The organism is Streptomyces justiciae (assembly GCF_015163075.1).
Classification (GTDB): domain Bacteria; phylum Actinomycetota; class Actinomycetes; order Streptomycetales; family Streptomycetaceae; genus Streptomyces; species Streptomyces justiciae.
In genome coordinates this window covers 103,630-130,092 of sequence record NZ_JADDXU010000022.1, presented here as the reverse complement: position 1 = coordinate 130,092, position 26,463 = coordinate 103,630, and the positions used below count along the sequence as shown (strand labels likewise).

Sequence of the window (26,463 nt, the reverse complement as noted above, 5' to 3'; positions counted from 1 at the left end):
TAACCCAAGGGAGATTGCAGCAATGACCCAGGCCAACGCGCCCGCCACCCCACGCTCCACACTCGTCGTCACCGCGCACGCCGGCGACTTCGTGTGGCGGGCCGGCGGGGCCATCGCCCTCGCGGCCTCGCGCGGCGAGAAGGTCACCATCGCCTGTCTGACCTTCGGTGAACGCGGCGAGTCCGCCAAGGCGTGGCGCGAGGGGAAGAAGCTGGAGGAGATCAAGGCGATACGCCGGGACGAAGCCGAACGCGCCGCCGCCACCCTCGGCGCCGAGGTCCGCTTCTTCGACGCCGGCGACTACCCGCTGCTGGTCACCCCCGAACTGACGGACCAGCTCGTGGAGGTGTACCGCGACACCCAGCCCGACGTCGTGCTCACCCACCCCACCGAGGACCCGTACAACGGCGACCACCCGGCCGCCAACCGCATGGCCCTGGAGGCCCGCGTCCTCGCCCAGGCCATCGGCTACCCCGGCCCCGGCGAGATCATCGGCGCCCCGCCCGTGTTCTTCTTCGAGCCTCACCAGCCCGAGATGAGCGGCTTCAAGCCCGAGGTGCTCCTCGACATCACCGAGGTGTGGGACACCAAGCGCAAGGCCATGGAGTGCCTCGGCGCCCAGCAGCACCTGTGGGACTACTACACCGACCTCGCCGTCCGCCGTGGCGTCCAGCTCAAGCGCAACGCAGGCCCGAACCTGGGGCTCGCCCACAAGACCATGGCCGAGGCGTACATGCGTCCCTACCCGCAGATCGCGAAGGAGCTGGCATGAGCGGCGTGATCGTCACCGACCCGCCGAAGGCGGAGCTGAAGGACGTCGACGCGCTGGCCGGCTACGGCGTGGCGACGGTGAGCGAGGCGATGGGCCGAACGGGCTTGCTGGGCCCGGGAATTCGCCCCGTCCAGCAGGGCGTACGGGTCGCCGGCACCGCCGTCACCGTGCTCAGCTGGCCCGGCGACAACCTCATGATCCACGCCGCCGTCGAGCAGTGCGGCGAGGGCGACATCCTGGTCGTCACCACCACCTCCCCGTGCACGGACGGCCTGTTCGGCGAGCTGTTCGCAACTGCCCTGCGGCAGCGCGGCGTTCGTGGCGTCGTGATGAACACCGGCATCCGCGACACCCAGGAGCTGCGCGACATGGGCTTCGCCGCCTGGTCGCGTGCCGTCTCCTCGCAGGGCACCGTCAAGGCCACCGGCGGCTCGGTCAACGTGCCGATCGCCGTCGACGGCCAGGTGATCCGCCCCGGCGACGCGATCCTCGCCGACGACGACGGTGTCGTGGTCGTCCCGCGCGAGCGCGTCCGCGAGACGGTCGAGAAGTCCGAGGCCCGCGAGGCCAAGGAGGCCGCCACCCGGGCCGCCTTCCTCGACGGTCAACTCGGCCTGGACCGCTACGGATTGCGGGAGACCCTGAAGCGGCTCGGCGTCGAGTACCGGACGTACGAGGAGTACGAAGGAGAGCGGCCGTGACCGCCGTGCCCGAGGAGGTGCCCTGCCTGCTGATGCGCGGCGGCACCTCCAAGGGCGCCTACTTCCTGGCCGACGACCTCCCCGGCGACCCGGCCGCCCGCGACGAGCTGCTGCTGCGCATCATGGGCAGCCCCGACGACCGGCAGATCGACGGCCTCGGCGGGGCGCACCCGCTCACCAGCAAGGTGGCCGTGGTATCGCCTTCGTCCGACCCGGATGCCGACGTCGACTATCTCTTCCTCCAAGTCGCCGTCGACCGGCCCGAGGTGAGCGACCGTCAGAACTGCGGGAACATCCTCGCCGGCGTCGGCCCGTTCGCCGTCGAGCGCGGACTGGTCCCGGCGGGGGAGGAGCGCACCTCCGTCCGCATCCGCATGGTCAACTCCGGTGACCTCGCCACCGCCACCTTCCCTACGCCGGGCGGCCGGGTCGCCTACACCGGTGAGGCCCGGATCTCCGGAGTGCCGGGCACGGCTGCCGCCGTCGTCATCGAATTCCCGGCAGGCGCAGGGCAGTTGCTGCCCACCGGCAACGCCCGTGACGTCATCGACGGAGTCCCCGTCACCTGCGTGGACAACGGCATGCCGACCGTGCTGATCGCCGCCGGCGAACTGAAGGTCACCGGGTACGAGACGCCCAAGGACCTGGAGGAGGACCTGGCGCTCGCCGACCGGCTGCGCGAGATCCGGCTGGCGGCCGGTCGGCTGATGGGACTCGGTGACGTGTCGGACACGACCGTCCCCAAGCTCACCCTGCTCGCCCCGCCCCACGACGGCGGCGCGATCTGCACCCGCACCTTCATACCCGTCCGCTGCCACACCTCGATCGGAGTGCTCGGCGCGGCCAGTGTGGCCGCCGGGCTGCGGATCGAGGGCGGGGTGGGCGCGGACCTGGCGGAGCTCGCGACCGACACCGACCGCATCCGCATAGAACATCCCACCGGATTCCTGGACATCGAAAGCAGCCTCGGCACCACCCCCGCCGGTCTGCCCTCCGCCCGCCGCACCGCCGTGGTGCGCACGGCCCGCAAGATCTTCGACGGCACCGTCTTCCCCCGGGCCGCCGCACGACCCCAAGGAGGTCACCGATGACTCCGCCCCTCGGCGACATCGCACACATCGGCCACGCCCAGCTGTTCACCCCCGACCTGGACGCCAGCGTCGCCTTCTTCACCGACTACCTGGGCCTCACGGTCAACGGCCAGGACGGTGACACGGTCTATCTGCGGACCTTCGACGACTACGAGCACCACAGTCTGGTCCTCACCGCCCGCGAGCAGCCCGGCCTCGGCCGTCTCGCCCTGCGCACCTCCAGCGAGGAGGCCCTCCACCGCCGTATCAAGGCGAACGAGGAGGCCGGCGGCACCGGCACGTGGGTCGAGGACGAACCCGGCCTCGGGAAGCTCTACGTCACCACCGACCCGGACGGCCACGAGCACGCCCTCTACTGGGAGAGCGAGCACTACCGGGCGCCCGAGGAGCTCAGGCCCGCGCTGAAGAACCAGCCGCAGGCCAAACCCAACCGGGGCGTGGGCGTGCGGCGGCTCGACCACATCAACTTCCTCGCCGCCGACGTCCTCGCCAACGCCGAGTTCCAGCAGAACGTCCTCGGCGCCCGGCCCACCGAGCAGATCCGGCTCGACAGCGGGAAGATCGCGGCGCGTTGGCTGACGTACACGAACAAGTCGTACGACGTCGTCTACACCTCGGACTGGACCGGCAGCGAGGGGCGGCTGCACCACATCGCCTTCGCGACCGACACCCGCGAGGACATCCTGCGCGCGGCCGATCTCGCCATCGACAGCGGCGTGTTCATCGAGACCGGGCCGCACAAGCACGCCATCCAGCAGACGTTCTTCCTCTACGTCTACGAGCCGGGCGGCAACCGGATCGAGCTGTGCAACCCGCTCACCCGGCTGGTGCTCGCGCCCGACTGGCCGCTGATCACCTGGACCGAGGAGGAGCGGAAGAAGGGGCAGGCCTGGGGCCTGAAGACCATCGAGTCGTTCCACACGCACGGGACACCGCCGGTCGCCTGAGCTGGGCAAAAGGGCGCCCGCCGAGGGTCGCCAGTGATTGTCGATGAGATTGTTGACAAAAACGTTGACTCTTGGCGGGCGGCTCCTTAGCGTCTAGCGCACCAAGTACGAGAGGTAACCAACGATGTCTTCCTCCCCCTCCGCCACCGCATCCGCTCGCGGCACCAGACTGGCCAAGCTGGTCGTCGGACTGTGCTGGCTGGCCGTCCTCTTCGACGGCCTCGACATGTTCATCTACGGCTCCGTGCTGCCGCACCTGCTCGCCACCAAGACCTTCGGCCTCACCGCCGACCAGGCCGGCGACCTCGGCTCCTACGCCACCTTCGGCATGCTGGTCGGCGCGCTGACCGCGGGCACGGTGGCCGACCGGATCGGCCGCAAGAAGCTGATGGTCGTCTGCGTGACCCTCTTCTCGCTCGCCTCCGGCCTGTGCGCCGTCGCGGGCAACGTCGAGGTCTTCGGCCTCGGCCGGACCCTCGCGGGTGTCGGCCTCGGCGGTCTGCTGCCCACCGCGATCAGCATGGTCTCCGACTACGCCCCGCGCGGCCGCGCCGCCATCACCATCGGCGTGCTGATGACCGCCCACCACGCGGGCGGCATCCTCTCCGCCTACGTCGCCAAGTGGCTCATCGACCCGGTGGGCTGGCGCGCGGCGTTCTGGGTGTGCGTGCTCCCGCTGCTGTTCGCGCCGGTGCTCGCCAAGATGCTGCCCGAGTCGCTGAGCTTCCTGGTCGCCAAGGGCCGTACCGCGGAGGCGGCGGCGCTGGCCGAGAAGTACGACGTCGAACTGCCCGCCGCGGCCGGCAAGAAGTCCGCGGCCGACCGCTGGGACGCGCTGGTCGGGCTCTTCCGCGGCGGCGAGTGGCTGCAGACCCTGCTGTACTGGTTCGCCTCCTTCGGCGGTCTGCTCCTGGTCTACGGCGTCGCCACCTGGCTGCCGACCCTGATGCGCGCCGAGGGCTACGAACTCGCCGACGCCCTGACCTTCGTGGTCGTCTTCAACATCGGCGGCATCGTGGGCATGCTGGTCGCGGGGCGGGCCGCCGACCGGTTCGGTGCGCCGCGCATCTCGGCCCTGTGGTTCGCGCTGACCGCGGTGGGCGTCTTCCTGCTCGGCGTCCACATGAACCAGACGCTGACCATGGTGATCGTCTTCCTCACCGGCGTCTTCCTCAACAGCGCCCAGACGATGATCTACGCAACGGTCTCCATCCGCTCCACGCCGGGCAACCGTGCCACGGCCGTCGGCTGGACCTCCGGCATGGGCCGCTTCGGCGCCGTCTTCGGCCCGTGGCTGGGCGGCCAGCTGCTCGCCGCCGGGAACGGCGACTGGGGCTTCACCGCCTTCGCGATCACCGGCGTCTGGTCGATGGTCTTCATCGGCGTGGCCGCACTGCGCAGCGCCAAGCAGGGCGCGCAGAACGTGAGCGAGCAGGAGCTGGTCGGCTCGCACTGACCTGAGCCACCACAGGGGGAAAGGCCGAAGCCGGCCACCGCGGAGTCAGGGGCGGTGGCCGGCTTCCTGCGTGAGGTCGGGGGCGGCGATGTCGATGGGCCCGGAGAAGGCCCCGGCGGCTGTCCGGAGCGCGGCGCCGGGGTCCGTGTCGGGCCAGAGATGAGTAAGCAAAAGGCTTCCTGCACCGGCTTGTCGGGCGTACTCGCCCGCGAGGCGCGCGGTGAGCAGATACGGTGCGTCGGCGTCCGGGACCTTGTCCACATACGTCGCCTCCGACAGGAACAGGTCCGCGCCCTCCGCCAGCCGAGGGATGTCGGGGCTCGGGCCGGTGTCGCCGGTGTACGCGAGCACGGCGTCCGGGGTGGCGAGGCGGATGCCCGCGTTGGGCACGTGGTGAGGCAGCAGACAGGTGTCGACCGTGAAGGGACCGACGGTCAGCCGGTCGCCCGGCCCGAACTCATGGAGGTCGTACGCCGTCGCCAGCATGCCCGGCCGGTCGAGCGCGAGTACGGCGTCCAGCGCCCCGTGCGGGGCGTACACCGGCAGCGCAGGGGGCGGAACGTCACTCAACCCCCGTGCGCGCAGCAGGGGGTTGAGGTCGGCGCAGTGGTCGGGGTGCCCGTGGCTGACCAACACGGCGTCGACCGCGTCGACTTGGGCGTGGCGCAGCAGCCTGGGCATCGTCGCGTAACCAGGGTCGATCAGCAGGCGGAAATCCTCGTACTCGACGAGATAGCCGCTGCACGCCTGTTCCGCGGTGGGCCAGGCACCGCAACCGCCGAGAACCGTCAATCGCATGCCGGAGAAGACTAGTTGCCCTCAGTCCTTGCCCATCTGGTCCTCGACCGACAGGTGTTCCACCGTCTTGCCGGTCTCCGTGAACGTCCGGGTGACATGGCCCGAGGAGTAGACCCACAGGATGCGCAGCGGGGTGTTCCCGACGTTGCGGAACAGGTGGGGGATGGGCGAGGGGATGTACGTGGTGTCGAACTGCTCCAGCTTCGTCACCTCACCGTCGACCCACACCTCCGCCTCGCCGTCGAGGATCGTCACGTGCTCGTCGCAGTTGTGCGAGTGCAGCGGCGCCCCGGAGCCGACCGGGTACACGCTCATGCCGCTGGTGATCAGGTTCTCCCCGCCCGCCGACGGCGTGGTGATCAGCGGTGTCGTCACCACGGCCCCGCCCCGGTCGAGCAGGGGTACCGACGCGGCCTTGATGATCGTGGTCATTCGGAGTTCCTCTCCACTGCACGGTGCTGTGTCGACCGACGTTAGGTCGCGCGCGCTCCGACCGGTGCCCTCTGGCGTGCACCTTTACCTTGCATTTCGAGAGGGGTGAGCTTTGCGAACCCGGCGGTACGGTCGGCTCGCATCGCACGGCTTTCGGATCCGTGCCGGAAACGCGCCGGAAAGAAAAGGCAGGTATCGGCCACATGAGGCTCCCCGTTCTCAGCCAAGAGGAAATGGACCAGCGGCAGCAGGAGCTGGCCGCGCGCATCGCCGGCCGCCGAGGTGCCGTCCGTGGGCCGTTCCGGGTCTGGCTGCACAGCCCGGAGATGTGCGAGCGGGCCGAGTCGCTCGGCGCGTTCGCCCGGTTCGACTGCAGCCTGCCCAAGCATCTGCGCGAGCTGACGTTGCTGATGGCCGCCCGCAACTGGGACGCCCAGTACTCCTGGAACGCGCACGTCCACCAGGCGATCGAGGCCGGCATCCCGGAGGCCGCGGTCAAGGCGATCGCCGAGAAGCGCGACGCGGTCCTCGACAGCGAGGCGGACCAGGCCTTCTACCAGTTCTGCCGGGAGGTGCTCGAGGAGCACTTCGTCAGCGACGAGACCTTCGCCCGGGCGCTGGCGCACTTCGGCTCCAAGGGGCTGGTCGACGCGATCGGCGCGCTCGGCAACTTCACGATGCTCGGCATGTGTCTGAACACCTTCCAGGTCGACCTCCAGGCCGACAAGGAGCCCCCGTTCCCGGACGTCCGCGGTTACGCACGCGTGGTCCCCGAGGGTGACCGGCCGTGACTCCCGTACTCCAAGTGCGGGGTGTCACCAAGAGTTTCGGCGGGGCCGCCGCCCTCAAAGGAGTCGACCTCGACCTGTACCCCGGTGAGATCCACGCCCTGATGGGCATGAACGGCGCCGGCAAGTCGACCCTGGTGCAGATCCTTTCCGGTGCCCACCCGGCCGACGGCGGCACGATCGAGGTCGGCGGCGAGCGGCACTCCGCGCTCACCGTCCGCAAGGCACGCAAGCTGGGCATCGCCTGCGTCCCGCAGCGCCGCGAGCTGGCCATGGGGCTGACCGTCGCCGAGAACGTCCTGCTCGGCGACCTGCCCACCCGGGGCGGTACCGTCCACTGGCAGGCGGTGAAGGACGGCGCCCGTGCGGCCCTTTCCGGGCTCGGCATCGACATCGACGTGGAGCGCGTCGCCGGTACCCTCACCGTCGCCGAGCAGACCATGGTCGAGGTGGCCCGCGAGGTCCGCCGCGGCGGGCGCATCCTCATCCTCGACGAGCCGACGGCCTGTCTGAGCGCCAAAGATGCCGACCGAATAAGGCAGTTGGTGCGGACGCTGCGGGACGACGGGGTCGCCGTCGTCTACATCTCGCACTACATCGACGAGGTCATGGCGGTTGCCGACCGGCTCACCGTGCTGCGTGACGGGGCGGTGGTGACCAGCGCGCCGGCCGCCGAGATGGACCCCGCCTCGCTGGTGCGCAGCATGGTCGGGAGGGACGTCGTCTCGCGGCGCCCGGAGCGGCCCGCGCCGAAGCCGGAGAGCGGGCTCACCGTCCGCGGGCTGAGCCACGGGCGGGCCATCGAGGACTTCACGGTCGAGGTGCGCAAGGGCGAGATCGTCGCCGTCCTCGGACCCGCGGGCGACGCCCAGTCCCGGCTGTTCGACCTGCTGTCGGGACGCCAGCGCCCCGACGCCGGTGAACTGCGGGTCGACGGGCGGGCCGTGCCCTTCGGGCGGGTGCCGGCCTCGCTCGCCAGCGGGCTGCGCTGTGTCACCGGCGACCGTCGCACCCTCGGACTGGTCCAGGGCATGAGCGTCGACGAGAACCTGATGCTGGCCGGTGACCGTTTCGCCGGACGCCGACTTCACCGTCGTAGCGAACTCGCCCGCAGGGCCGCCCCGTTGCGCGGCAGCTACGGCGTCGTCGCCCTCACCGGCAACCCGCCCGTCGGCACCCTGTCCGGCGGCAACCAGCAGAAGGTGCTGCTCGGCAAGTGGCTGGAGACCGAGCCGGTCGCCTGCTTCCTGGAGGACCCCACCAACGGGGTCGACGTCGCGGCCATGGCCGACATCCACACCCTCGTCGACGAACTCGCCTCGCGAGGCGTCGCCGTACTGCTCGCCTCCTCCTCCGCCGAGGAGGTCATGCGCCTCGCCGACCGGGTCGTCGTCGTCAGCGCCGGACGCACCGTCGCCGAGCACGACATCACCGCCATCACCCGCGACGAGCTCGTCGCCACCGCACTCGGAGGTCAGCCGAAGTGAGCCTCAAGACCCCCTCGGCCGCCCCGGACACCGCGGTCGAACCCACCGCACCCCGCAGGTCCCCCCGGGCGCTGCTGCACATCCCGCACGGCGGACTCGTTGTCGTCCTCGTCCTGGTGGCCGTGTTCACCGCTGTCCAGGCCGACTCCTTCACCACCTCGCAGAACCTGCTCAACGTGCTCCGGCAGATCAGCGTGAACGCCGTCATCGCGGCCGGACTCACCCTGCTCATGACTGCGGGCGGCATGGACTTCTCCATGGGCAGCAACGCCGCCGTCACCCTGTCGGTGGCCGCCCAACTCCTGCACGACGGCTGGTCCACGACCGCGGCCGTGGTGGTGAGCCTGCTGCTGGCGACGCTGATCGGCCTGGTCAACGGCCTGGTCGTCACCTTCACCCGGGTCGCGCCCTTCGTCGCCACCCTCGCCTCCGCCATGCTGCTCGACGGCGTCGCCCTGCTCGTCCTCGACGGCATGAGCGTCACCATCGGGGACAAGCTCACCGCCCTCGGCAACGACAAGCTGCTCGGCATCCCCTATCTGACGGTCGTTGCGGTCCTGGTGCTCGCGGGCGTCGGTCTGTCCATGCGGTTCACCACCTTCGGCCGCGACGCCTACGCCATGGGCGGCAACGAACACGTCGCCCGGCTCAGCGGCATCAACGTCCCCGGCCGCAAGCTCGCGCTGTACGCCCTCGCCGGCGCTCTCGCGGGTCTGGCCGGTCTGATGCTGCTGTCCCGGCTGGGCGCCGCCGCCCCCAACACGGCAGGTCTGATGACCCAGTTGACGGCCGTCGCCGCGGTCGTCATCGGCGGGACCTCGCTGGCGGGCGGGCACGGCAGCATCGTCGGCACGGTGCTCGGGGTGGTGCTGCTGGGAGTGGTCGCCAACGCCCTCAACCTCCTTCAGGTCGACGGCAATTACCAGTACGTCGTGACCGGCGGAGTGCTGCTGGTGGCGGCTGTCATCAACGAGTTCCAGCGCAAGTCGTTGCCGGGCCGCTGAAGCCCCGACGTCCCCTGATTTCCCCCCACTTGTTGCTCCTTCTCTTCAACGTTGCAGGAAAGGCGTACCCATGATCCGCACTCCCCGCCGCCGCCCAGCCGCCGCGGTCTCCCTCCTCGGTGCCGCCGCGCTGATGCTCTCCGGCTGTGGCACCGAGGACGACGCCTCGGGCGCCGCCGACGGCGCGGTCACCCTCGGCTTCGTCAACGGCGCCGCCACCCACTTCCACACCTGTCTGCTGAAGTCCGTGGAACAGACGGCCAAGGCCGAGGACGCCAAGCTCTATTCGGCCAACTCCAAGCAGGACGCCGGGACCGAGCTGTCCAACATCGAGGACATGATCTCCCGCAACGTGGACGCCCTCATCGTCCAGACCGTCAACGTCGATGCCCTCGAAGGCGACATAGCCAAGGCCAAGAGCGCCGGCATCCCGGTCTTCCTCACCTCCGTCGCCACCGGCGACATGTCCGACGTGCTGGGTGTCGCCAAGGTCGACCTCAAGCAGGTGGGCGCGCTGGACGCCGGCTGGATCGCGAAGGACGCCGCGGGCAAGGACGTCAAGGTCGGGATCGTCGCCGGTGCGCCGGGTGCCGCGTCCGACCTGCTGGTGGGCGGCTTCAAGGACGCGCTGCCGGGCACCGCGAAGGTGGTCGCGAACCAGCCGGGCATGTTCAACCCGGCGAAGGCCCAGGATGTCGCCGAGAACATGATCCAGGCGCACCCGGACCTCGACTACGCCTTCGTCGCCAACGAGGAGATGGCCTTCGCCGTGCGCAAGGCCTTCGACGCGGCCGGCGCGAAGGATGTGAAGATCGTCAGCGTCAACGGCACCGAGGACGGCGTCGCCGCCGTGAAGAGCGGCGCGCTCTCCGCGACCGTCGCCAACTCGGCGATGACCATCGGGCAGACAGCGGTGAAGAACACGATCGCCCTGCTCAACAAGGACAAGACCGTTGACAAGATTGCCAACATTCCTCTTGTCTTGGTCACCAAGGACAACGTGGACGAAGCGCCGCAGTACTGCCCCAAGTAAGGAGCCACCCATGGACCGCCTGCTCCTCATGCACAGCTTCGTCACCGTCGCACAGGTGGGCAGCTTCAGCGGAGCCGCCAAGAAGCTGGGCTCCTCCGGCTCGCTGGTGTCCCGGCACGTCGCCGAGCTGGAACGGCAGGTGGGCGTCCGACTGGTCAACCGTACGGCCCGCTCGGTGAGCCTCACCGAGCCGGGCCAGCGGTACGCCGAGTTCGCCGCCCGCATCCTCGACGAGATCGAGGCCGAGGACGCGGGAATCGCGCAGTCGCACGACCGCGCCGAGGGAACGCTCAGCATCATCTGTCCGAAATGGATAGGCAGCCTGGATCTCGGCGATGCCATAGCGGCGTTCTCCGCCGCCTATCCGAAAATCCAGGTGCGTTTCGAACTCGGCGGTATGTCGGACCGGACGTACGACTTTCTGGACAGCGGATTCGACATCGCATTCCACACCCGGGATCTCCGGGATTCGAGCGTCCGCCTGAAGAAGATCTCGTCCCTGCCGTTCGTCCTGTGCGCCTCCGAGGCGTACATCGAGCGGCACGGGGCGCTCACCCACCCCAACGACCTCGCCGGCCACGACTGCCTGGTCCACGTCAACGACCCGGTCTGGCGCATCGGCCACGGCCACGCGAGCACCCTGCACAAGATCCGCAACATCGCGTTCTCGTCCAACTCCTACATCGCCCTGCAGAAGGCCGCCGTCCACGGCCGCGGCATCGCCCTGCTGCCGCAGCGCCCGGCCTACGACGACCTCGTCTCCGGCGCCCTCCAGGTGCTGCTGCCGGAGCTGGCGGTCCCGGACCGCCCGCTGTACGCGATCTACGGCCCCGGGCAGGACACGCCCCGCAAGGTCAGCGTCTTCCTGGACTTCCTCGCCGAGTGGTTCTCACAGAACCCGATCCCGGCAATCCGGCCCTGACTGCAAGAAACGATTGCGCACCTCGTGAAGCTCGGGCCATTGAGGGCCGCGCGCACGGAAACCTACGCTCACGAGGCGACCCGGAAACGAGGAATGCATGGGAATCCAGAGAATCGAATCGGTCATCTACAGCATCGACGACCTCGACGAATGCGTCCGGTTCTACGACGATTTCGGACTGCTCCTGGTGGAGCGGACCGACGACCACGCGGTGTTCGAGACGCTCACCGGACAGACCCTCCACCTCGACGCCTGGCCGAGCCCGCTGCTGCCGCCCCCGGTGGAGGACGGGCCGACCCTGCGCGAGGTCGTGTGGGGCGTCGACACCCAGGAGGAGCTGGACCGGATCGTCGCCGCCGCCGGCAAGGACCGCGAGGTCCGCGCGAGCGCCGACGGCGTCCACCACACGGTCGACGAGACCGGCTTCGGCGTCGGACTGACCCTGGCCCGCCCGAAACCGGCGCCGATCGTCCCGCGCCCCGCCAACGCCCTGGGCAGCGTGAACCGCTGGAACAGCGCCCTGGAGCCGATCGAGCGGGTCCGCCCGCTGCGGATGTGCCATGTGGCGCTGAACATCCCGAAGCCCGGCAAGGAGGAGGCCGTCGCCTTCTACACCGACCGCCTCGGCTTCCGCCCCACGGACGTCGTTGAACCCATGGGCGTCTTCATGCAGGCCCCCGGCGACGACGACCAGCACACCGCGCTGCTGTGCCACCGCCCCGACCGCGCCGGGATCAACCACATCGCCTACGAGGTGCCCGGCTTCGACGACGTCATCGAGGGCGGCAACCACATGATCGAGCACGGCTGGCGCGAGGCCCGCCGGCTCGGCCGGCACACCATCGGCTCCAACGTCTTCCGCTTCCTGCACGCCCCGAGCGGCGGCCGCGTCGAGTACGCCGCCGACATGGACCGGGTCGACGACTCCTACGAGACCCGCGTCCACGCCACCACCCCGCCCCACCACATCTGGGCCCTGCGCACCAACCGCGACAACGAAGCCTCTTGAGAGGGCACCCACCCATGACGACCGACCACGGCTACCCCGCCGTCCGCATGTACATAGCGGGCGAGTGGTGCCAGGGCGGCACCGGACGTACCGCCCCGATCGTGAACCCGGCCACCGAGGAGGTGATCGGCGAGGTACCCCTCGCCACCACCGCCGACCTGGACCGCGCACTCGCCGCCGCCGACGAGGGCTTCCGCGTCTGGCGGGCCACGCCGATCGCCCGCCGTACCGCGATCCTGCACGCCGCCGCCGACCTGATCGCCGAGCGCGCCCCCGAGATCGGCCGCGTCAGCACCCTGGAGCAGGGCAAGCCGCTCGCCGAGTCCACCGGCGAGGCCCGCCGCACCGCCGACACCCTGCGCTGGCACGCCGACGACGCCCGCCGCGCCTACGGCCGCATCATCCCGACCGAGGCCGGCACCGTACTGACCGTCCGGCGGGAGCCCATCGGCCCGGTCGCCGCGTTCGTACCGTGGAACTTCCCCGTCGGCGGCCCCAACCGGAAGATCTCCTCGGCCCTCTCGGCGGGCTGCTCGATCATCATCAAGGGCTCGGAGGAGACACCCGCCACCGCCGCCGCGCTGGTCAGCTGCTACGAGGACGCGGGCCTGCCCGCCGGTGTCCTCAACCTCGTCTTCGGCGAGCCCGCCGAGGTCTCCGCGCACCTCATCGCCTCGCCCGTCACCCGGCTGATCGCCTTCACCGGCTCGGTCCCGGTCGGCAAGCTGCTCGCGGCCCAGGCCGGCGAGGTCATGAAGCCCTCGCTGATGGAGCTGGGAGGCCACGCCCCGGTGATCGTCTGCGCCGACGCCGACCCGGTCCAAGCCGCCCGGAAGGCCGCCCAGGCGAAGTTCGCCAACGCCGGCCAGGTGTGCACCTCGCCGAGCCGTTTCTACGTCCATGAGAGCCGCGTCGAGGAGTTCACCGCCGAGTTCGTGCGAGCCACCGAGGAAGTGGTCGTCGGCGACGGACTGGCCGAGGGCACGAAGATGGGCCCGCTGGCCAACGAGCGCCGCCTCAAGGCGCTGGAGCGGCTCGTCACCGACGCCGTCGCGCGTGGCGCCAAGGTCCTGACCGGCGGCGCCGCCCTCGACCGCCGCGGCTACTTCTTCGCGCCGACCGTCCTGACCGACGTACCCGAGGACGCCGAGCTGCTGCACGAGGAGCCGTTCGCGCCGGTCGCCCCGATCGTGCCGTTCAGCGACCTGGACGATGTGCTCACCCGGGCCAACGCCCTGCCGTACGGCCTCGCCGCCTACGGCTTCACCCGCTCCGCCGCCACCGCCGAGAAGCTCACCGCGGAGCTGGAGGCTGGCATCCTCTCGATCAACCACTGCGGCGGCTCCGTGCACGAGGCACCGTCCGGCGGGGTGAAGGAGAGCGGCTACGGCCGTGAGGGCGGCCCGGAGGCCCTCGACGCCTACCTGGTCACCAAGCGCGTCTCCCACCTGCTGGTGCCATGAGGTACGCACGCCTCTCGGTCGGCGGACGGCCGGTCTGGGGCCGGGTGGGGGAGACGGACGTAGAACTGCTGTCCGGCTCCCCGCTGGAGGACGCGCCGGACGTCATCGGCACGGTGCCGCACGCGACAGCCGTCTGGCTCCCGCCCGTCGTCCCCGGCGTCTTCTACGCGGTCGGCATGAACTACCCCCGGCACATCGCGCACGCCAAGGTCGCCACCCCGGAACGCCCCGAGGTCGGCTACCGCGCCAACAACGCCCTCACCGGCCACCGTTCACCGATCATCAAGCCGCGCGAGGTCGAGGGCCGCTTCGAGGCCGAGCCCGAACTCGTCGCCGTCATCGGCCGCACACTGCGCCACGCGACCTACGACGAGGCCCGCAAGTCCGTCTTCGGCTGGACGATCGGCAACGACGTCAGCGCCCGCACCTGGCAGCACCAGGACCGCACCTTCTGGCGCAGCAAGAACAGCGACACGTTCAAGCCGATGGGCCCGTGGATCGAGACGGACGTCGACGCGCTCGCCCAGACGACGACTATGCGGGTCAACGGGGAGACGCGCGCGTCCTTCCCCACCGGTGACATGGTGTTCGACCCCTTCGACTATCTGGTCGAGATGACCAAGCACGTCACCGTCCATCCCGGCGACGTGCTCTGGATGGGCGCCGAGTCCACCTGCCAGCTGGAGCCGGGCGACACCGTGGACGTCGAGATCAGCGGCATCGGCGTGCTCTCCAACCCCGTACTCCTCGAAGGGAATCAGCAATGACCGCAGCACCTCGCTACATCCACCACGTCAACTTCCCCACCACGGACCCCGACCGCACCGCCGAGTGGTACGCGAAGGTCTTCGGGATGAAGCGGATCATGCCCAAGTCCAACACCCGCGTGGTGCTGATGACCCGTGGCAACTTCGACCTCCACTTCACGCCCGTCGAGGAGATGGAGCGCATGGCGCCCTATCACTTCGCCGTCGAGGTCGACGACTGGGACGAATTCCTGGACCACCTCAAGGAGCTGGGCATCCGGCACACCCGCCCGATCCAGCGCCCCGAGAACCAGTCCAAGTTCTGCTACATCCACGACCCCGACCACACCATGATCGAGCTCGTCTACCACGCCAAGCGCCCCAACTAATCCTGCCCACACGGGAGTTGACCCCCATGCCCATTGCCGACTCCGACGGCACCTCCATCTACTACGAGCGCCACGGCAGCGGTCCGGCGATCCTGTTCGTGCACGGCAGCGGCGGCCACCACGCCGCCTGGTGGCAGCAAGTGGCCGCACTGCGCGACGAGTTCACGGTCGTCACGATCGACCTGCGAGGCTTCGGCAAGTCCGACTCCTCCATGCCGGAGTTCGACGGCCAGGACTTCCCCGGCGATGTGGTCGCCGTCCTGGACCAGGAAGACCTCACCGACGCGATGCTGGTCGGCCAGTCCATCGGCTCCGTCGCCGCCCTGCGCGCCGGCCTCCTGCGCCCGGAGCGCGTCTCCTCGGTCGTCCTCGGCCACTCCCTGGGCGGCATCAGCCACCCCGAGCTGAAGGAGCTGGCCGCGGCGGACCGCGCCGAGGCGGTGAAGCTGCCCGTCATCGACCGGCTGCTCACCAAAGAGTTCCAGACCAGCCGCGCCGATCTCACCTTCCTCTTCCAGCAGATGGGCACCTTCAACGTCGCCCGGATGCAGGACCTGCGCAACCTCGACACCAACGGCCCCTCCCTGGAGGAGATCCAGGCCTCCGGCGTCAAGGTCGCCTTCCTCGCCGGCGAGAAGGACGCGGTGCTCAGCGTCAAGACCGTGACGCGCGCCCACGAACTGCTGCCCGGTTCGCACCTGGAGATCGTCGAGGGCGCCCCGCACTCCATGTACTGGGAGACGCCGGGACCGTACAACGCCGCGATCGCCCACCTGCGCCGCACCCTCACCGCATCGAAGGACTCCGCATGACCAGCCTCACCCTGGACGCCGCCGAGAAGATCCTCGACGCCGCCCAGCAGCGCGCCCAGGCGATCGGCAAGGCGGTGAGTGTGGCCGTGGTCGACGCCGGCGGCTTCCCCATCGCCATCCGCCGCCCCGACGGCGCCCGCCCCCTCACCCCCGACATCGCCCGGGCCAAGGCCTACACCGCGGCGATCATGCAGCGCCCCGGAACGATGCTGAAGAAGTGGCAGGAGAGCCAGCCGGTCTTCTTCTCCCAGCTCTCCCAGCTCCCGGGCGCCGCGATGCCGATCATGGCCACCGAGGGCAGCGTCACCATCAAGAAGGACGGTGAGATCATCGGCGGCCTCGGGATCGCCGGCGGCACCGCGGCCGAGGACCAGCAGATCGCCGAGGACGTCCTCAAGTCCCTCGGCTACGAACTGGAGTTCGCCGCGTGGGGCGTCGCGGGCGGAGGGAACTGACATCATGGCCGACACTTTCAACTACCGCATCGACCACCACGGCAGCCTCGTCCGGCCGCCCGACCTCGACGCGATCGGCACCGACCAGGCGGTCCAGGACGCGGTGGTCTTCCAGCGCAAACTGCGCTCCACGGTCGTCACGGATGGCGACTTCCCTCGGGAAGACTTCCGCAGCGCGGTCCTTGACGGAGTATCAGGGCTTCGCCGCACGGACGAGACAGGGCCTGGGGGCTTGGTCCGCTGGGTGGCGGAGTCCCTTCCGAAGGCCAACGGCCCGCTGGTGGCGGACTGGGCGACGCGCCTCACCGAACTGACGGTGATCGCCCCGAAGGTCTCCCTGCCGTCCCCGGCGTACCTGGCCGCGACAACCTTCCAGCCGGGCCTGGGCGTAGGCTCCGCGCGAGAGCTGGGGGAGGCGCTCGCGGAGATCATCGCGACGGAGATCGCCCTCCTGGTCTCGAAGGGCGTCCGCCTGATCCAGCTCAACAACCCGCTCCTGCTCGACGCCGACCTGGGCCCCCTGTCCTACGACGACGCCCTGGCGGTGGACGCCCTCGCGGCCCGGCTCGACGAACGCCCCGAGGGCGTACGCATCGGCGTCTGCCCCGGCTGGACGGCCCCCGCGGAGGCGGACCGGGCACGCCTGGAGAAGCTGTACGGCGAAGTCCCCGCCGACCGCTGGATCCTGCCCCTCCTGGAGGGCACCGAGGCCGAGCTGGACCTGATCAGGGCCCTGCCGGAGGACCGGGACGTCTGCCTGGGCGTGGTCGACGCCACGGTGCCCGACCTGGAGGACCTCGACACCGTACTGACCCGCATCGACGCGGTAGGCGAACTCAAGGACCTGGAGGACGCGGCGCTGTCCCCGTCGAGGGGCTTCGCGGATGTGGCAAGCAGCCCCCTGCTCACCGCAGAGGAGCAGCGCAAGAAGCTGGTCCTGGTCGAAACACTCGCCCGGTACGTCTGGGGCAACGAGTTCTGAAAAATGCCGGGCGACTCGAAGGAGTCGCCCGGCATTTCGTTTCACAGCACTTCGGCGAAGGTCACCGACCGGTCGGTGAGCAGCGGCCACACCGTCTCCACGATCAGCTCCTTGAAGTGGCTCGCCGCCTTGTGCGCCTCGAAGCCCGCCTGGTCGGCGTACTGCTCGTACAACACGAAACTCCCGCTCTCGCCCACCTCCGAGTGCACCTCGTACGCCAGGTTCGCGGGCTCGGCGCGGGTGTGCTCGCGCACCTTCAGCAGCGCGGCTCGCACGCTCGCCTCGTCATCGGCGGCGCAGTGGTAACAGGCGATGACTGTGTAGGCCATCGGATTCCTCCTCATGGATCGTCCGGCCACCGATCCCACCATGAATGCCCTGATGAGCGGCTCGCGCGGAGCGCAACCAATGTCTGCCGCCCCGGAGCTGGTCCCACCACCAACCAGTGAGGTGTCGTGAACAGCATGCGTACTCTCGAAACCCTCTCGGGCGGGGAGTGGGTGACGACCGGCGAGTGGATCGACGTCCACGACCCGGCCGACGTCCGCGCCCCCATCGCCCGTATCCCCGCCCTCTCCGCCAAGGACGTCACCCGCGCCTACGACCACGCGGAGCGCGCCTTCGCCGTCTGGAAGCGCACCAGCCCCTTCGAGCGCGCGCGGATCTTCACCGACGCGGCCCGGCTCATCCGGGAGCGCGTGGACGAGATCGCCGCGGACGTCACCGCCGAGAACGGCAAGACTCTGGGCGAGGCGACCGGCGAGACCCTCAAGGCCGCCGACTTCCTGGAGTACTACGCCGGCCTCGCCCGCCAGGGCTACGGCACCCTGCTGCACGACGTACGCCCGAACCACCGTACGCACACCCAGCGGGAGCCCATCGGCGTGATCCTGGTGATCAGCCCGTGGAACGACCCGTTGATCACCCCGGCCCGCAAGCTCGCCCCGCTGCTCGCGGCCGGCAACACGGCGGTCTTCAAGCCGGCCACCGAAACCCCGGTCTCCGGCCTGCACCTCGCCCGCGCCCTGCACGACGCGGGCCTGCCGCCCGGTGTCCTGAACGTCATCACGGGCCGCACCGCCGAGCTGGAGGAAGCCCTCCTCGACGACCCGCGGATCACCGGCATCACCTTCACCGGCTCCAACGCCGTGGGTAACCGCATCCGCCGCCGCCTCGCCGACCGCAACGTCCGCTTCCAGGGCGAACTCGGCGGCAAGAACGCCTCGGTGGTCCTCGCCGACGCCGATCTGCCGGCCGCCGCGAAGGCCGTCGTCGCCGCCTCCTTCGGACAGGCCGGACAGCGGTGCACGGCGACCAGCCGGGTCGTCGTCGAGCGGCCGGTGTACGACGAGTTCGCCCGGCTGCTGCTCACCGAGGTCGAGACGCTGACGGTCGGCCCGGGCAGCGACCCGGCGACGACCCTGTGCCCGCTGTCGAGCCCGAGGCAGCGCGACAGCGTCCTCACCGACATCGACAAGGCGATCGAGGAAGGGGCGACCCTCTTCACCGGCGGCACGGCCGACAGCGACCGCCCGCACGGCTGTTACGTGCGCCCGACCGTACTGGCCGATGTCACACCGGACATGGCGATCTGGCGGGAGGAGGTCTTCGGGCCCGTCCTCGCGCTTCGCGCGGTGGACGACTTCACCGCCGCCGTCGACGCGGTCAACGACTCCGACTTCGGGCTCGCCGCGGCCGTGTTCACCCGCGACCTGGGCAGCGCCCACCGCTTCGCCGACGAGGTCGAGTGCGGTCAGGTCGCGGTCAACACGACCACCACCGGCTGGGACGTCCACCTGCCCTTCGGCGGCTTCCGCGACTCCGGTACGGCGTACAAGGAGCAGGGCGACGAGGTGCTCCGTTTCTCAACTCGCGTCAAGACGGTGGCCGTTCACTTCGGGGAGCCGTCGCGTGGCTGATGAGACCGTCGGCATCGTCGGCGCCGGAATCGTAGGCCTCGCCACCGCCCGCGAGATCGCCCTGCGCCGCCCCGGCACCCGGGTCGTGGTGCTGGAGAAGGAACAGGCCGTCGCCGTCCACCAGACCGGCCACAACTCCGGCGTCGTGCACGCGGGCATCTACTACGCGCCGGGCAGCCTCAAGGCCGACCTGTGCGTACGGGGCGTAGCGATGCTCCGCGAGTACTGCCAGGAACGAGCGCTGCCGTACGACGAGATCGGCAAGCTCGTCATGGCGGTCCGCGAGGACGAACTCGGCCGTATGGAGAACCTCTACGAGCGGGCGAAGAACAACCACGTGCCCGAGCTGCGCAAGGTCTCCAAGGACGAGATCAAGGAGATCGAGCCGAACGCCGGCGGCATCGCGGCCCTGCACTCCCCGCGCACCGCGATCACCGACTACAAGGCGATCGCCCGGGAGTTCGCCAGGGACATCGAGGACTCCGGCGGCGAGGTACGACTGGGCTTCCCCGTCACCTCGATCACCAATGTGCCCGGCGGCATCGAGGTCGCCTCCGGCCAGGAACGCATCAAGGTCGACCGGCTGATCCTGTGCGCGGGCCTCCAGTCGGACGCGGTGGCGAAACTCGCCCAGGACAAGCAGGAACCGAAGATCATCCCGTTCCGCGGCGAGTACATGCTCCTCAAGCCCGACCGGACCCACCTCGTGCGCGGCCTCGTCTACCCGGTGCCCGACCCCCGCTACCCCTTCCTCGGCGTGCACTTCACGCCACGCGTCGACGGCTCGGTCGAGGTCGGCCCCAACGCCGTCCTCGCCCTGGCCAGGGAGGGCTACACGCTCGGCAGGATCTCCCCGAAGGACCTCCTGGGCATCGCCGCCTACCCCGGCACCTGGCGGATGGCGGCCCAGCACTGGCGCACCGGCCTCAAGGAGTACCGCGGCGCCCTGTCCGCGGCGGCCTTCATGAAGGACGCGGGGCTGTACGTCCCCGGCGTCGGCGTCCAGGACGTCGTACGCGGCGGAGCGGGCGTACGGGCCCAGGCGCTGGACCGCGACGGCACCCTCGTCGACGACTTCCGCATCCACACCGCCGGCCGGATCACCGCCGTACGCAACGCGCCGTCGCCCGCCGCGACGGCCTCCATGGCGATCGCGGAACACATCGTCCAAGCGGTCTTCGCATGCTGAAAGTGCCCTGCTGAGAGGGCACTTGAGCGCAACAAGTGCTTGCGCTCCCAGGGGCTCCGCAAGGCCTCACGGCCCGCCTAGCGTTCCCCTCGCACCACACCGCACCACCCCTCCTTCGAAGAGAAAGAGTCCAACGATGTTCGTTGTCGACACACAGATCCACATCTGGCTGGAAGAGACCCCGGACCGCCCCTGGGTGCCCGGCGCGCGCGAGCGCATCCGCCTCAACGGCCACCGCGAGGACCCCTTCTCCTACGAGGAGGCCCTGGAGCTGATGGACGAGGCCGGCGTCAACCGCGCGCTGATCCTGCCGCCGTCCTGGGAGGGCGACCGCATCGACTACGCCCTGGAAGCCTGCGAGGCGCACCCCGACCGCTTCGGCATCATGGCCCGCATCCCGCAGAACAAGCCCGAAGAGGGCAAGGCGATGCTCAAGGACTTCGCCCAGAACCCGCATGTGAAGGGCACGCGGCTCACCTTCCACCGGCCGCAGGACCGCAACTGGATGATCGACGGCACCAACGACTGGTACTGGCCGATCGCCGAGGAACTCGGCATCCCCACCATGGTCCACGCCCCCATCTGGAAGCGGGAGTTGGGCGAGATCGCCGCCAAGCACCCCGAGCTGAAGATCATCATCGACCACATGGGCATCATGGCCCGCTGCGTCGACGACGCGATCGGCTACTGGGTGTCCGAGACCGCCGACCTGGCCGCCCACCCCAACATCTACGTCAAGGTCTCGGCGCTGCCCGGCTACTCCACGCAGCCCTTCCCGAACAACAACATCCAGAAGTACGTGCGCGAGATGGTCGACAAGATGGGCCCGCAGCGCTGCTTCTACGGCACTGACATCACCCGCCTGCTCGGCCACGGCATCACCTACACCGACACGATCGAGCAGTTCACCAAGCACTGGGACTTCACGCCCGAGGAGCTTGAATGGATCATGGGCCGCGGTATCTCCGAGGTCCTGAACTGGCCGATCGAGGGCTGAGGAAACACGAGAGATGACCGACACCACCACATCCCCCGGCGCCGACGGCGGCGACGCTCTCGTCACCGCCTTCAACGCCGTCGGCGCCGACTACCTCTTCTGCTCCTCGGGGTCCGAATGGGCCCCGGTGTGGGAGTCCCTGGCCCGCCGCCACCGGGACGGGCTGCCCTGCCCCGAGTACCTCGACCTCACCCACGAGACGGTCGCGGTCGGCATGGCCACCGGCTACGGCCTGATCAAGCGCCGCCCCCAGGGTGTGCTCCTGCACGCGGCGCCCGGACTCCTCCAGGGCTCGATGGCGGTCCACGGGGCGCTGCTCGCCGGGGTCCCGATGGTGGTCAGCTCCTCGGAGTCGACCACGTACGGCGACGGCCCCGGCCAGGACCCGGGCGGCCAGTGGTACCGCAACCTGTCCATCGTGGGCGGACCCCACGGGGTGGCTCAGCCCTTCACCAAGTGGTCCACCGAGGCGGCGAGCGTCCACACGCTGCCCACGATGGTCACCCGGGCGGCGGAACTGTCCTGGCGGGCCCCGGCGGGACCGGCGTACCTCAACATCCCGCTGGAGATCTTGCTGGAGGACTGGGACGGCCGCGAGGCCAAGCCCCTCGTCGCCCCCGGCTCCACGCACAGCTCACCGGAAGAGGTCGACCCGGTCGCGCAGCTGATCAGGGAGGCGAAGAACCCGGTCGTCGTCACTGAGACGGCCGGTCGTGAGGCGGGCGGCTTCGAGGCCCTGGTCGCCTTCGCCGAGGCCTGGAACATCCCGGTCGTCGAGCCCGACTCGGCGGTCTGCGGCAACTTCCCGCGCACCCACCCGCTGCACGCCGGCAGCGACATCGGCCCCTGGATGGACGAGGCGGACCTCATCCTCCTGGTCAACTGCCGGGCCCCGTTCTACCCGCCGTCGCGCCGCCCCGCCAAGGCGGCGATCGTGGTGATCGACGAAGTGCCGCAACGCCCGCACGTCGTCTATCAAGTCCTCTTCGCGGACCGCTACTTGGAGGGCAACGTCGCCAACACCCTGCGCCAGCTGACGAAGCGGGCGAAGGAGCTGGACGAGGCGGCGGTGGCGGTCCGCCGGTCGGCGCAGGAGGAACGGCACACCGCCGAGCAGCAGGCGATCGCCAAGGCGGAGGAGAAGGCCGCCTCCCAAGCCCAGGGCATCGACCCGGTGTTGGTCGCGGCGACGCTGCGAAAGCTGCTCGACGGCCGGAACGCGATCGTCGTCGACGAGACCATCACCCACAGCCGGGTGGTGAAGCGGCACGTCCAGACCGCCGACCCCGACTCGTACTTCTACGTCCAGGGCGGCCTCGGCCAGGGCATCGCGGTCGCGCTGGGCGTCAAACTCGCCGCCCAGGACCGCCCGGTGGTCCTCACGATCGGGGACGGCGCGTTCACCTACAACCCGGTCATCCCGTCGTACGACGCGTCGAAGGCGTACGAACTCCCGGTGCTGATCGTGGTGTTCAACAACCGTGTCTACAAGTCGATGAATCTCAACCACCGCCGCTTCTACCCCGAGGGCGCCGCCGCCGAGACGGGGGAGTGGCTGGGCACCGATCTGCACCGGCTGCCCCGACTGGCCGCGTTCGCCGAGCCGTTCGGCCTGCACACCGAGACCGTCGACACCCCGGACGCGCTCACCCCCGCGCTGGAGCGCGCCCTCAAGTCCGTGGCCGAGGGCACGACCGCGGTGGTCGACGTCCTCGTGACCCGCTAGGAGAATTCGATGTCCACCACCCCCCAGAAGGTGCTCGTCCCCGCCGACGACCTGCGCACCTTCGCCGCCGCCCTCCTGGAGAAGGGAGGCCTGAGCCCCGAGCACGCCCGGACCACCGCCGACGTGTTCGTCTGGGCCGCCCAGCGCGGCGTCGACTCCCACGGCACCGCCCGTGTCCCGGCCTATCTGGACCTGCTCGCCAAGGGCGTCGCGAACGCCACCCCGGAGATCGAGATCGAGTCGACGACGCCCGCCGCCGCGGTCCTCCATGCCGACCGCGCCCCCGGCCCGGTGGCCCTGAGCGCGGCGGCGGAAGAGGCGGTACGACGGGCCCGTACGACCGGCATCGCCACCGTGGGCGTACGCGAGACCGTCCACACCGGAGCCATCGGCTACTACGTCTCCAAGATTGCCGAACAGGGCCTGGTCGGCCTCGGCTTCGTGGCCGGCATGCCCAACATGGGCTACACGGGCGTCAAGGGCGCTGCCGTCGCCACGAGCCCGCTCGCGATCGCCGTACCGGCGCGCACCCACGCCCCGCTGCTCCTCGACATGGCCACCGCCACCATCGCCCTCGGCAAGATCCGCCAGGCGAAGGCGAACGGCACCCCGCTCCCGGAGGGCGCCGCAGCCACGGCGGACGGCACCCCGACGACCGACCCCGAGCAGGCGGTCATGCCACTACCGCTGGGCGGCGCGAAGGGCTCCGGCATGTCCCTGGCCTTCGAACTCCTCACCAGCGTCCTGGTCGGCGCCCCGATCTTCACGCCTTTCCACTCGGACGACCCGGGGGGCCGCAAGCACCGCCAGAACGCACTGCTGATCGCGATCGATCCGGTGGCTTTCGGTGGGGCGGATGCCTTCACAGCAGCGGTCGACGAAACCCTGACCACCCTGAAGGGACTACCGAGCGAGGACGGCGTCTACTACCCGGGCGAGCGCAGCGCAGCGGTCGCTGCGGAGCGGGGAGCGAAGGGCATCCCCGTGGCGCCGAAGGTGTGGAAGGACTTGATCGACCGAGCAGAACAACTCGGAGTGCCGATGCCCACCTAAGGGGCGCGGGGCTGTATCAATTTGCGGCTCCGCCGCGTGGGCGCGACAAGCCCCCACAACCCGCACACGCGAACGACGCGAAGGACCCGAGCTCTCAGGCGCCCGGGTCCTTCCGCATACGTACGCCATCCAAAGCAATCCCCAGCACCCGATCCCGCTGAGCCTCGTCCTCGAAGGCTGTGGCCATGATCCCGGCGACCATCCGCAGCAGATCGCCGAACTCCATGTCGCCCCGCACGACCCCCGCCTCCTGAGCCCGCGCGAACAACGGCCCCCCACCCGCGTACATCGACTCCCGGCACGCCACGAAGACCTCCGACTCCCCGTCGAGAGCCTCCCGCACCGCCCGCTTGGTCACCATGTACCCCGCGAACCGGTCGAGCCAGACCGTCAGCGCCTCCCACGGCTCCCGCTCCGCCACCTCCACCGCCAGCTGGCACAACGCGTTGACCTCGTCCGCGTACACCGTCTCGAAGAGCTGCCGCCGGGTCGGGAAGTTCCGGTACAGCGTGCCGATGCCGACCCCCGCGCGCCGCGCGATGTCCTCCAGCGACGCTTCCGCCCCGTGCTCGGCGAACGCCTCCCGCGCCGCGGCGAGCAGCGCGTCGTAGTTGCGGGCGGCGTCTTTTCGGGTGGGGCGGCGCGCCGCGACGAGCTCGGTGACGGGGAAGGACTGGGTGGTCACGGGCGCCTCCCGTAGGTGAAGCGGAGGTATACCTCCGTTACGGGTTGAAGCGGAGGTGCGCCTCCGGTAGAGTGGAGGCGTACCTCCACTTTAGCAGTCGAGGTCCTCCTTCATCCTTTCCGCGACCGCTCCCAAGAGGCTCCGGCCGCACCTCGTGCTCGGAGAGGCTTCTCCATGCCCCGCAATTCCACCCGCCTCACCTTCGCGGTCCTCGCGACCGGTGCCGGCGTGTTCGCCATGCTCCAGTCGCTGATCGCACCGGCCCTGCCGACCGTCCAGCACGCCCTGCACACCTCGCAGTCCACCGCGACCTGGGTGATGACGGCGTACCTGCTGTCCGCGTCGATCTTCACCCCGATCCTCGGCCGCGTGGGCGATCTGATCGGCAAGAAGCGCACCCTCGTCGCCGTCCTGGTGACGGTGGCCGTCGGCTGTCTGCTCGCCGCGCTGGCGCCGAACATCGGCGTCCTGATCATCGCCCGGGTCGTCCAGGGTGTCGGCGGCGCCCTGTTCCCGCTGTCCTTCGGCATCATCCGGGACGAGTTCGCCGCTTCCCAGGTGAGCAAGAGCATCAGCAACCTGTCCGCCGTGATCGCCGCCGGCGGTGGCGTCGGCATCGTCGCCGCCGGGCCGATCGTCTCCGCGCTCGACTTCCGCTGGCTGTTCTGGATCCCGGTCGGCGTCGTCGCGGTCGCCACGCTCATCGCCGTACGGTATGTGCCCGAGTCGCCCAACCGGGCCGAGGGCAGCGTCAATTGGCTCGGTGCCGGGCTGCTGTCGGCCTGGCTGGTCGCGCTGCTGCTGCCGCTCAGCCAGGCGGCCGTCTGGGGATGGGGATCGGCCCGAGTGCTCGGTCTGTTCGCCCTGGCCGTCGTCCTGTTCGCGCTGTGGCTGTACTCCGAGGCCCGCTCCCGTACCCCGCTCATCGATCTGCGGGTGATGCGCCTGCCCGCCGTGTGGACCACGAACACCGTGGCGCTGCTGTTCGGCGCGGGCATGTACGCGCTGTGGTCGTTCCTGCCGGGCTTCGTCCAGACGCCGAAGGCGGCCGGGTACGGATTCGGCGCGAGCGTCACCGCGGCCGGGCTCCTGATGCTGCCGATGCTGGTGGCGATGTTCCTCTCCGGTGTGCTCGGCGGCCGTCTGGAGCCGGTGCTCGGGGCGAAGACGCTGCTGGTGACGGGCGCCGCGCTCGGTGCGGCGGCCGTCGGTCTGCTCGCCCTGTGGCACGACGAGCAGTGGCAGGTCGCCCTCGTCTCCGGGCTGTTCGGCCTCGGGATCGGCCTCGCCTTCGCCTCCATGGCCAACCTGATCGTGGGCAGCGTCCCGGCCGACCAGACAGGCGCCGCGACCGGCATGAACGCCAACATCCGCACCATCGGCGGCTCCATCGGCGCCGCCGTCACCAGCGTCCTGGTCACCGGACACCTCCAGCCCTCCGGTCTGCCGTACGAGTCCGGATACACCCACGGCTTCACGCTGCTGGCGCTGCTGTTGCTCGCGGCGTCCCTGGCCGCGCTGCTCGTCCCCGTCCGGCGGGCAGTGCGTCAGGTCACCGTGGACACCCCGGCCCGCCGGGAGACCGTCGCCACCCGGGGCTGACGTCC

At 70.1% G+C, this 26,463-nt stretch carries 27 protein-coding genes; 23 read left to right on the top strand and 4 right to left on the bottom strand.

The annotated features are described in order from the left end of the window. Positions 1 to 22: 22 nt before the first annotated feature. From IQ210_RS40715 to IQ210_RS40695, 5 genes are all read left to right on the top strand, one after another. Positions 23 to 772, top strand: coding sequence for a PIG-L deacetylase family protein (locus IQ210_RS40715; RefSeq protein WP_194084326.1), 750 nt, complete (start codon positions 23 to 25; stop codon positions 770 to 772). Beyond that, positions 769 to 1,473 carry a 4-carboxy-4-hydroxy-2-oxoadipate aldolase/oxaloacetate decarboxylase gene (locus tag IQ210_RS40710; protein ID WP_194084325.1) on the top strand — a complete coding sequence of 235 codons (705 nt, stop codon included), beginning with the start codon at positions 769 to 771 and terminating at the stop codon, positions 1,471 to 1,473. The genes IQ210_RS40715 and IQ210_RS40710 overlap by 4 nt, the downstream gene beginning before the upstream one ends. Beyond that, positions 1,470 to 2,564, top strand: coding sequence for a 4-oxalomesaconate tautomerase (locus tag IQ210_RS40705; RefSeq protein WP_322657987.1), 1,095 nt, complete (start codon positions 1,470 to 1,472; stop codon positions 2,562 to 2,564). The genes IQ210_RS40710 and IQ210_RS40705 overlap by 4 nt, the downstream gene beginning before the upstream one ends. Next, positions 2,561 to 3,511, top strand: a complete 951-nt coding sequence (locus tag IQ210_RS40700; protein WP_194084324.1) for a catechol 2,3-dioxygenase — start codon at positions 2,561 to 2,563, stop codon at positions 3,509 to 3,511. The genes IQ210_RS40705 and IQ210_RS40700 overlap by 4 nt, the downstream gene beginning before the upstream one ends. 124 nt (positions 3,512 to 3,635) lie before the next feature. Then, complete coding sequence (locus IQ210_RS40695; RefSeq protein ID WP_194084323.1) at positions 3,636 to 4,967, top strand: MFS transporter; 1,332 nt, start codon at positions 3,636 to 3,638, stop codon at positions 4,965 to 4,967. 45 nt (positions 4,968 to 5,012) lie between these two features. On the opposite strand, the gene IQ210_RS40690 is transcribed toward IQ210_RS40695, so the two are convergent. Continuing rightward, the gene (locus IQ210_RS40690) at positions 5,013 to 5,765 is read right to left on the bottom strand and encodes an MBL fold metallo-hydrolase (protein WP_194084322.1); all 753 of its coding nucleotides are present in this window, start codon (positions 5,763 to 5,765) and stop codon (positions 5,013 to 5,015) included. 21 nt (positions 5,766 to 5,786) lie between these two features. Beyond that, a complete protein-coding gene (locus tag IQ210_RS40685; protein WP_194084321.1) occupies positions 5,787 to 6,197 on the bottom strand; it encodes a cupin domain-containing protein in 411 nt (136 codons plus the stop codon). Positions 6,198 to 6,430: 233 nt separating this feature from the next. Here IQ210_RS40685 and IQ210_RS40680 point away from each other — a divergent pair, with 233 nt between their 5' ends. From IQ210_RS40680 to IQ210_RS40625, 12 genes are all read left to right on the top strand, one after another. Continuing rightward, positions 6,431 to 6,988, top strand: a complete 558-nt coding sequence (locus IQ210_RS40680) for a carboxymuconolactone decarboxylase family protein (RefSeq protein ID WP_194084320.1) — start codon at positions 6,431 to 6,433, stop codon at positions 6,986 to 6,988. Beyond that, the gene (locus tag IQ210_RS48370) at positions 6,985 to 8,472 is read left to right on the top strand and encodes a sugar ABC transporter ATP-binding protein (protein ID WP_194084319.1); all 1,488 of its coding nucleotides are present in this window, start codon (positions 6,985 to 6,987) and stop codon (positions 8,470 to 8,472) included. Before IQ210_RS40680 ends, IQ210_RS48370 begins: the two co-directional genes overlap by 4 nt. Further along, on the top strand, positions 8,469 to 9,476 hold the full coding sequence (locus tag IQ210_RS40670) for an ABC transporter permease (protein WP_194084318.1): 1,008 nt from the start codon (positions 8,469 to 8,471) through the stop codon (positions 9,474 to 9,476). Before IQ210_RS48370 ends, IQ210_RS40670 begins: the two co-directional genes overlap by 4 nt. Before the next feature lie 70 nt (positions 9,477 to 9,546). Next, positions 9,547 to 10,509, top strand: coding sequence for a sugar ABC transporter substrate-binding protein (locus tag IQ210_RS40665; RefSeq protein ID WP_194084317.1), 963 nt, complete (start codon positions 9,547 to 9,549; stop codon positions 10,507 to 10,509). Positions 10,510 to 10,519: 10 nt separating this feature from the next. Then, positions 10,520 to 11,431, top strand: a complete 912-nt coding sequence (locus tag IQ210_RS40660; protein ID WP_194084316.1) for a LysR family transcriptional regulator — start codon at positions 10,520 to 10,522, stop codon at positions 11,429 to 11,431. Positions 11,432 to 11,528: 97 nt separating this feature from the next. Next, on the top strand, positions 11,529 to 12,440 hold the full coding sequence (locus IQ210_RS40655; protein ID WP_194084315.1) for a VOC family protein: 912 nt from the start codon (positions 11,529 to 11,531) through the stop codon (positions 12,438 to 12,440). Positions 12,441 to 12,454: 14 nt separating this feature from the next. Then, entirely contained in the window at positions 12,455 to 13,903 is a 1,449-nt protein-coding gene (locus tag IQ210_RS40650; RefSeq protein WP_194084314.1) for an NAD-dependent succinate-semialdehyde dehydrogenase, read from the top strand. Continuing rightward, positions 13,900 to 14,670, top strand: coding sequence for a fumarylacetoacetate hydrolase family protein (locus IQ210_RS40645; RefSeq protein ID WP_194084313.1), 771 nt, complete (start codon positions 13,900 to 13,902; stop codon positions 14,668 to 14,670). The genes IQ210_RS40650 and IQ210_RS40645 overlap by 4 nt, the downstream gene beginning before the upstream one ends. Then, complete coding sequence (locus IQ210_RS40640) at positions 14,667 to 15,038, top strand: VOC family protein (protein ID WP_188293005.1); 372 nt, start codon at positions 14,667 to 14,669, stop codon at positions 15,036 to 15,038. Before IQ210_RS40645 ends, IQ210_RS40640 begins: the two co-directional genes overlap by 4 nt. Positions 15,039 to 15,064: 26 nt before the next feature. Next, positions 15,065 to 15,850 carry an alpha/beta fold hydrolase gene (locus IQ210_RS40635; protein WP_194084312.1) on the top strand — a complete coding sequence of 262 codons (786 nt, stop codon included), beginning with the start codon at positions 15,065 to 15,067 and terminating at the stop codon, positions 15,848 to 15,850. Beyond that, positions 15,847 to 16,305, top strand: coding sequence for a GlcG/HbpS family heme-binding protein (locus IQ210_RS40630; protein ID WP_194084311.1), 459 nt, complete (start codon positions 15,847 to 15,849; stop codon positions 16,303 to 16,305). The genes IQ210_RS40635 and IQ210_RS40630 overlap by 4 nt, the downstream gene beginning before the upstream one ends. Before the next feature lie 4 nt (positions 16,306 to 16,309). Beyond that, positions 16,310 to 17,287, top strand: a complete 978-nt coding sequence (locus IQ210_RS40625) for a uroporphyrinogen decarboxylase/cobalamine-independent methonine synthase family protein (RefSeq protein WP_194084310.1) — start codon at positions 16,310 to 16,312, stop codon at positions 17,285 to 17,287. A gap of 41 nt (positions 17,288 to 17,328) precedes the next feature. Here IQ210_RS40625 and IQ210_RS40620 read toward each other — a convergent pair whose 3' ends face one another. Continuing rightward, complete coding sequence (locus tag IQ210_RS40620; protein ID WP_194084309.1) at positions 17,329 to 17,616, bottom strand: putative quinol monooxygenase; 288 nt, start codon at positions 17,614 to 17,616, stop codon at positions 17,329 to 17,331. A gap of 135 nt (positions 17,617 to 17,751) precedes the next feature. Between IQ210_RS40620 and IQ210_RS40615 the strand changes: the two genes are divergently transcribed. The 5 genes from IQ210_RS40615 to IQ210_RS40595 all read left to right on the top strand — a co-directional run bounded on the left by IQ210_RS40615 (position 17,752) and on the right by IQ210_RS40595 (position 24,171). After that, a complete protein-coding gene (locus IQ210_RS40615; RefSeq protein ID WP_194084308.1) occupies positions 17,752 to 19,206 on the top strand; it encodes an aldehyde dehydrogenase family protein in 1,455 nt (484 codons plus the stop codon). Next, positions 19,199 to 20,395 (top strand): L-2-hydroxyglutarate oxidase, encoded by a 1,197-nt coding sequence (lhgO, locus tag IQ210_RS40610; RefSeq protein WP_194084307.1) that lies wholly within the window; start codon positions 19,199 to 19,201, stop codon positions 20,393 to 20,395. The genes IQ210_RS40615 and lhgO overlap by 8 nt, the downstream gene beginning before the upstream one ends. Before the next feature lie 136 nt (positions 20,396 to 20,531). Then, positions 20,532 to 21,392, top strand: a complete 861-nt coding sequence (locus IQ210_RS40605; protein WP_194084306.1) for an amidohydrolase family protein — start codon at positions 20,532 to 20,534, stop codon at positions 21,390 to 21,392. A gap of 13 nt (positions 21,393 to 21,405) precedes the next feature. Beyond that, a complete protein-coding gene (locus IQ210_RS40600) occupies positions 21,406 to 23,118 on the top strand; it encodes a thiamine pyrophosphate-dependent enzyme (RefSeq protein ID WP_194084305.1) in 1,713 nt (570 codons plus the stop codon). A 9-nt stretch (positions 23,119 to 23,127) separates the two neighbouring features. Further along, positions 23,128 to 24,171, top strand: a complete 1,044-nt coding sequence (locus tag IQ210_RS40595) for an Ldh family oxidoreductase (RefSeq protein ID WP_194084304.1) — start codon at positions 23,128 to 23,130, stop codon at positions 24,169 to 24,171. A gap of 94 nt (positions 24,172 to 24,265) precedes the next feature. Here the strand turns inward: IQ210_RS40595 and IQ210_RS40590 are convergent, their stop codons facing one another. Then, a complete protein-coding gene (locus tag IQ210_RS40590; RefSeq protein ID WP_194084303.1) occupies positions 24,266 to 24,856 on the bottom strand; it encodes a TetR/AcrR family transcriptional regulator in 591 nt (196 codons plus the stop codon). Between the two features lie 174 nt (positions 24,857 to 25,030). Here IQ210_RS40590 and IQ210_RS40585 point away from each other — a divergent pair, with 174 nt between their 5' ends. After that, the gene (locus IQ210_RS40585) at positions 25,031 to 26,458 is read left to right on the top strand and encodes an MFS transporter (protein WP_194084302.1); all 1,428 of its coding nucleotides are present in this window, start codon (positions 25,031 to 25,033) and stop codon (positions 26,456 to 26,458) included. The last annotated feature ends 5 nt before the right edge of the window (positions 26,459 to 26,463 follow it).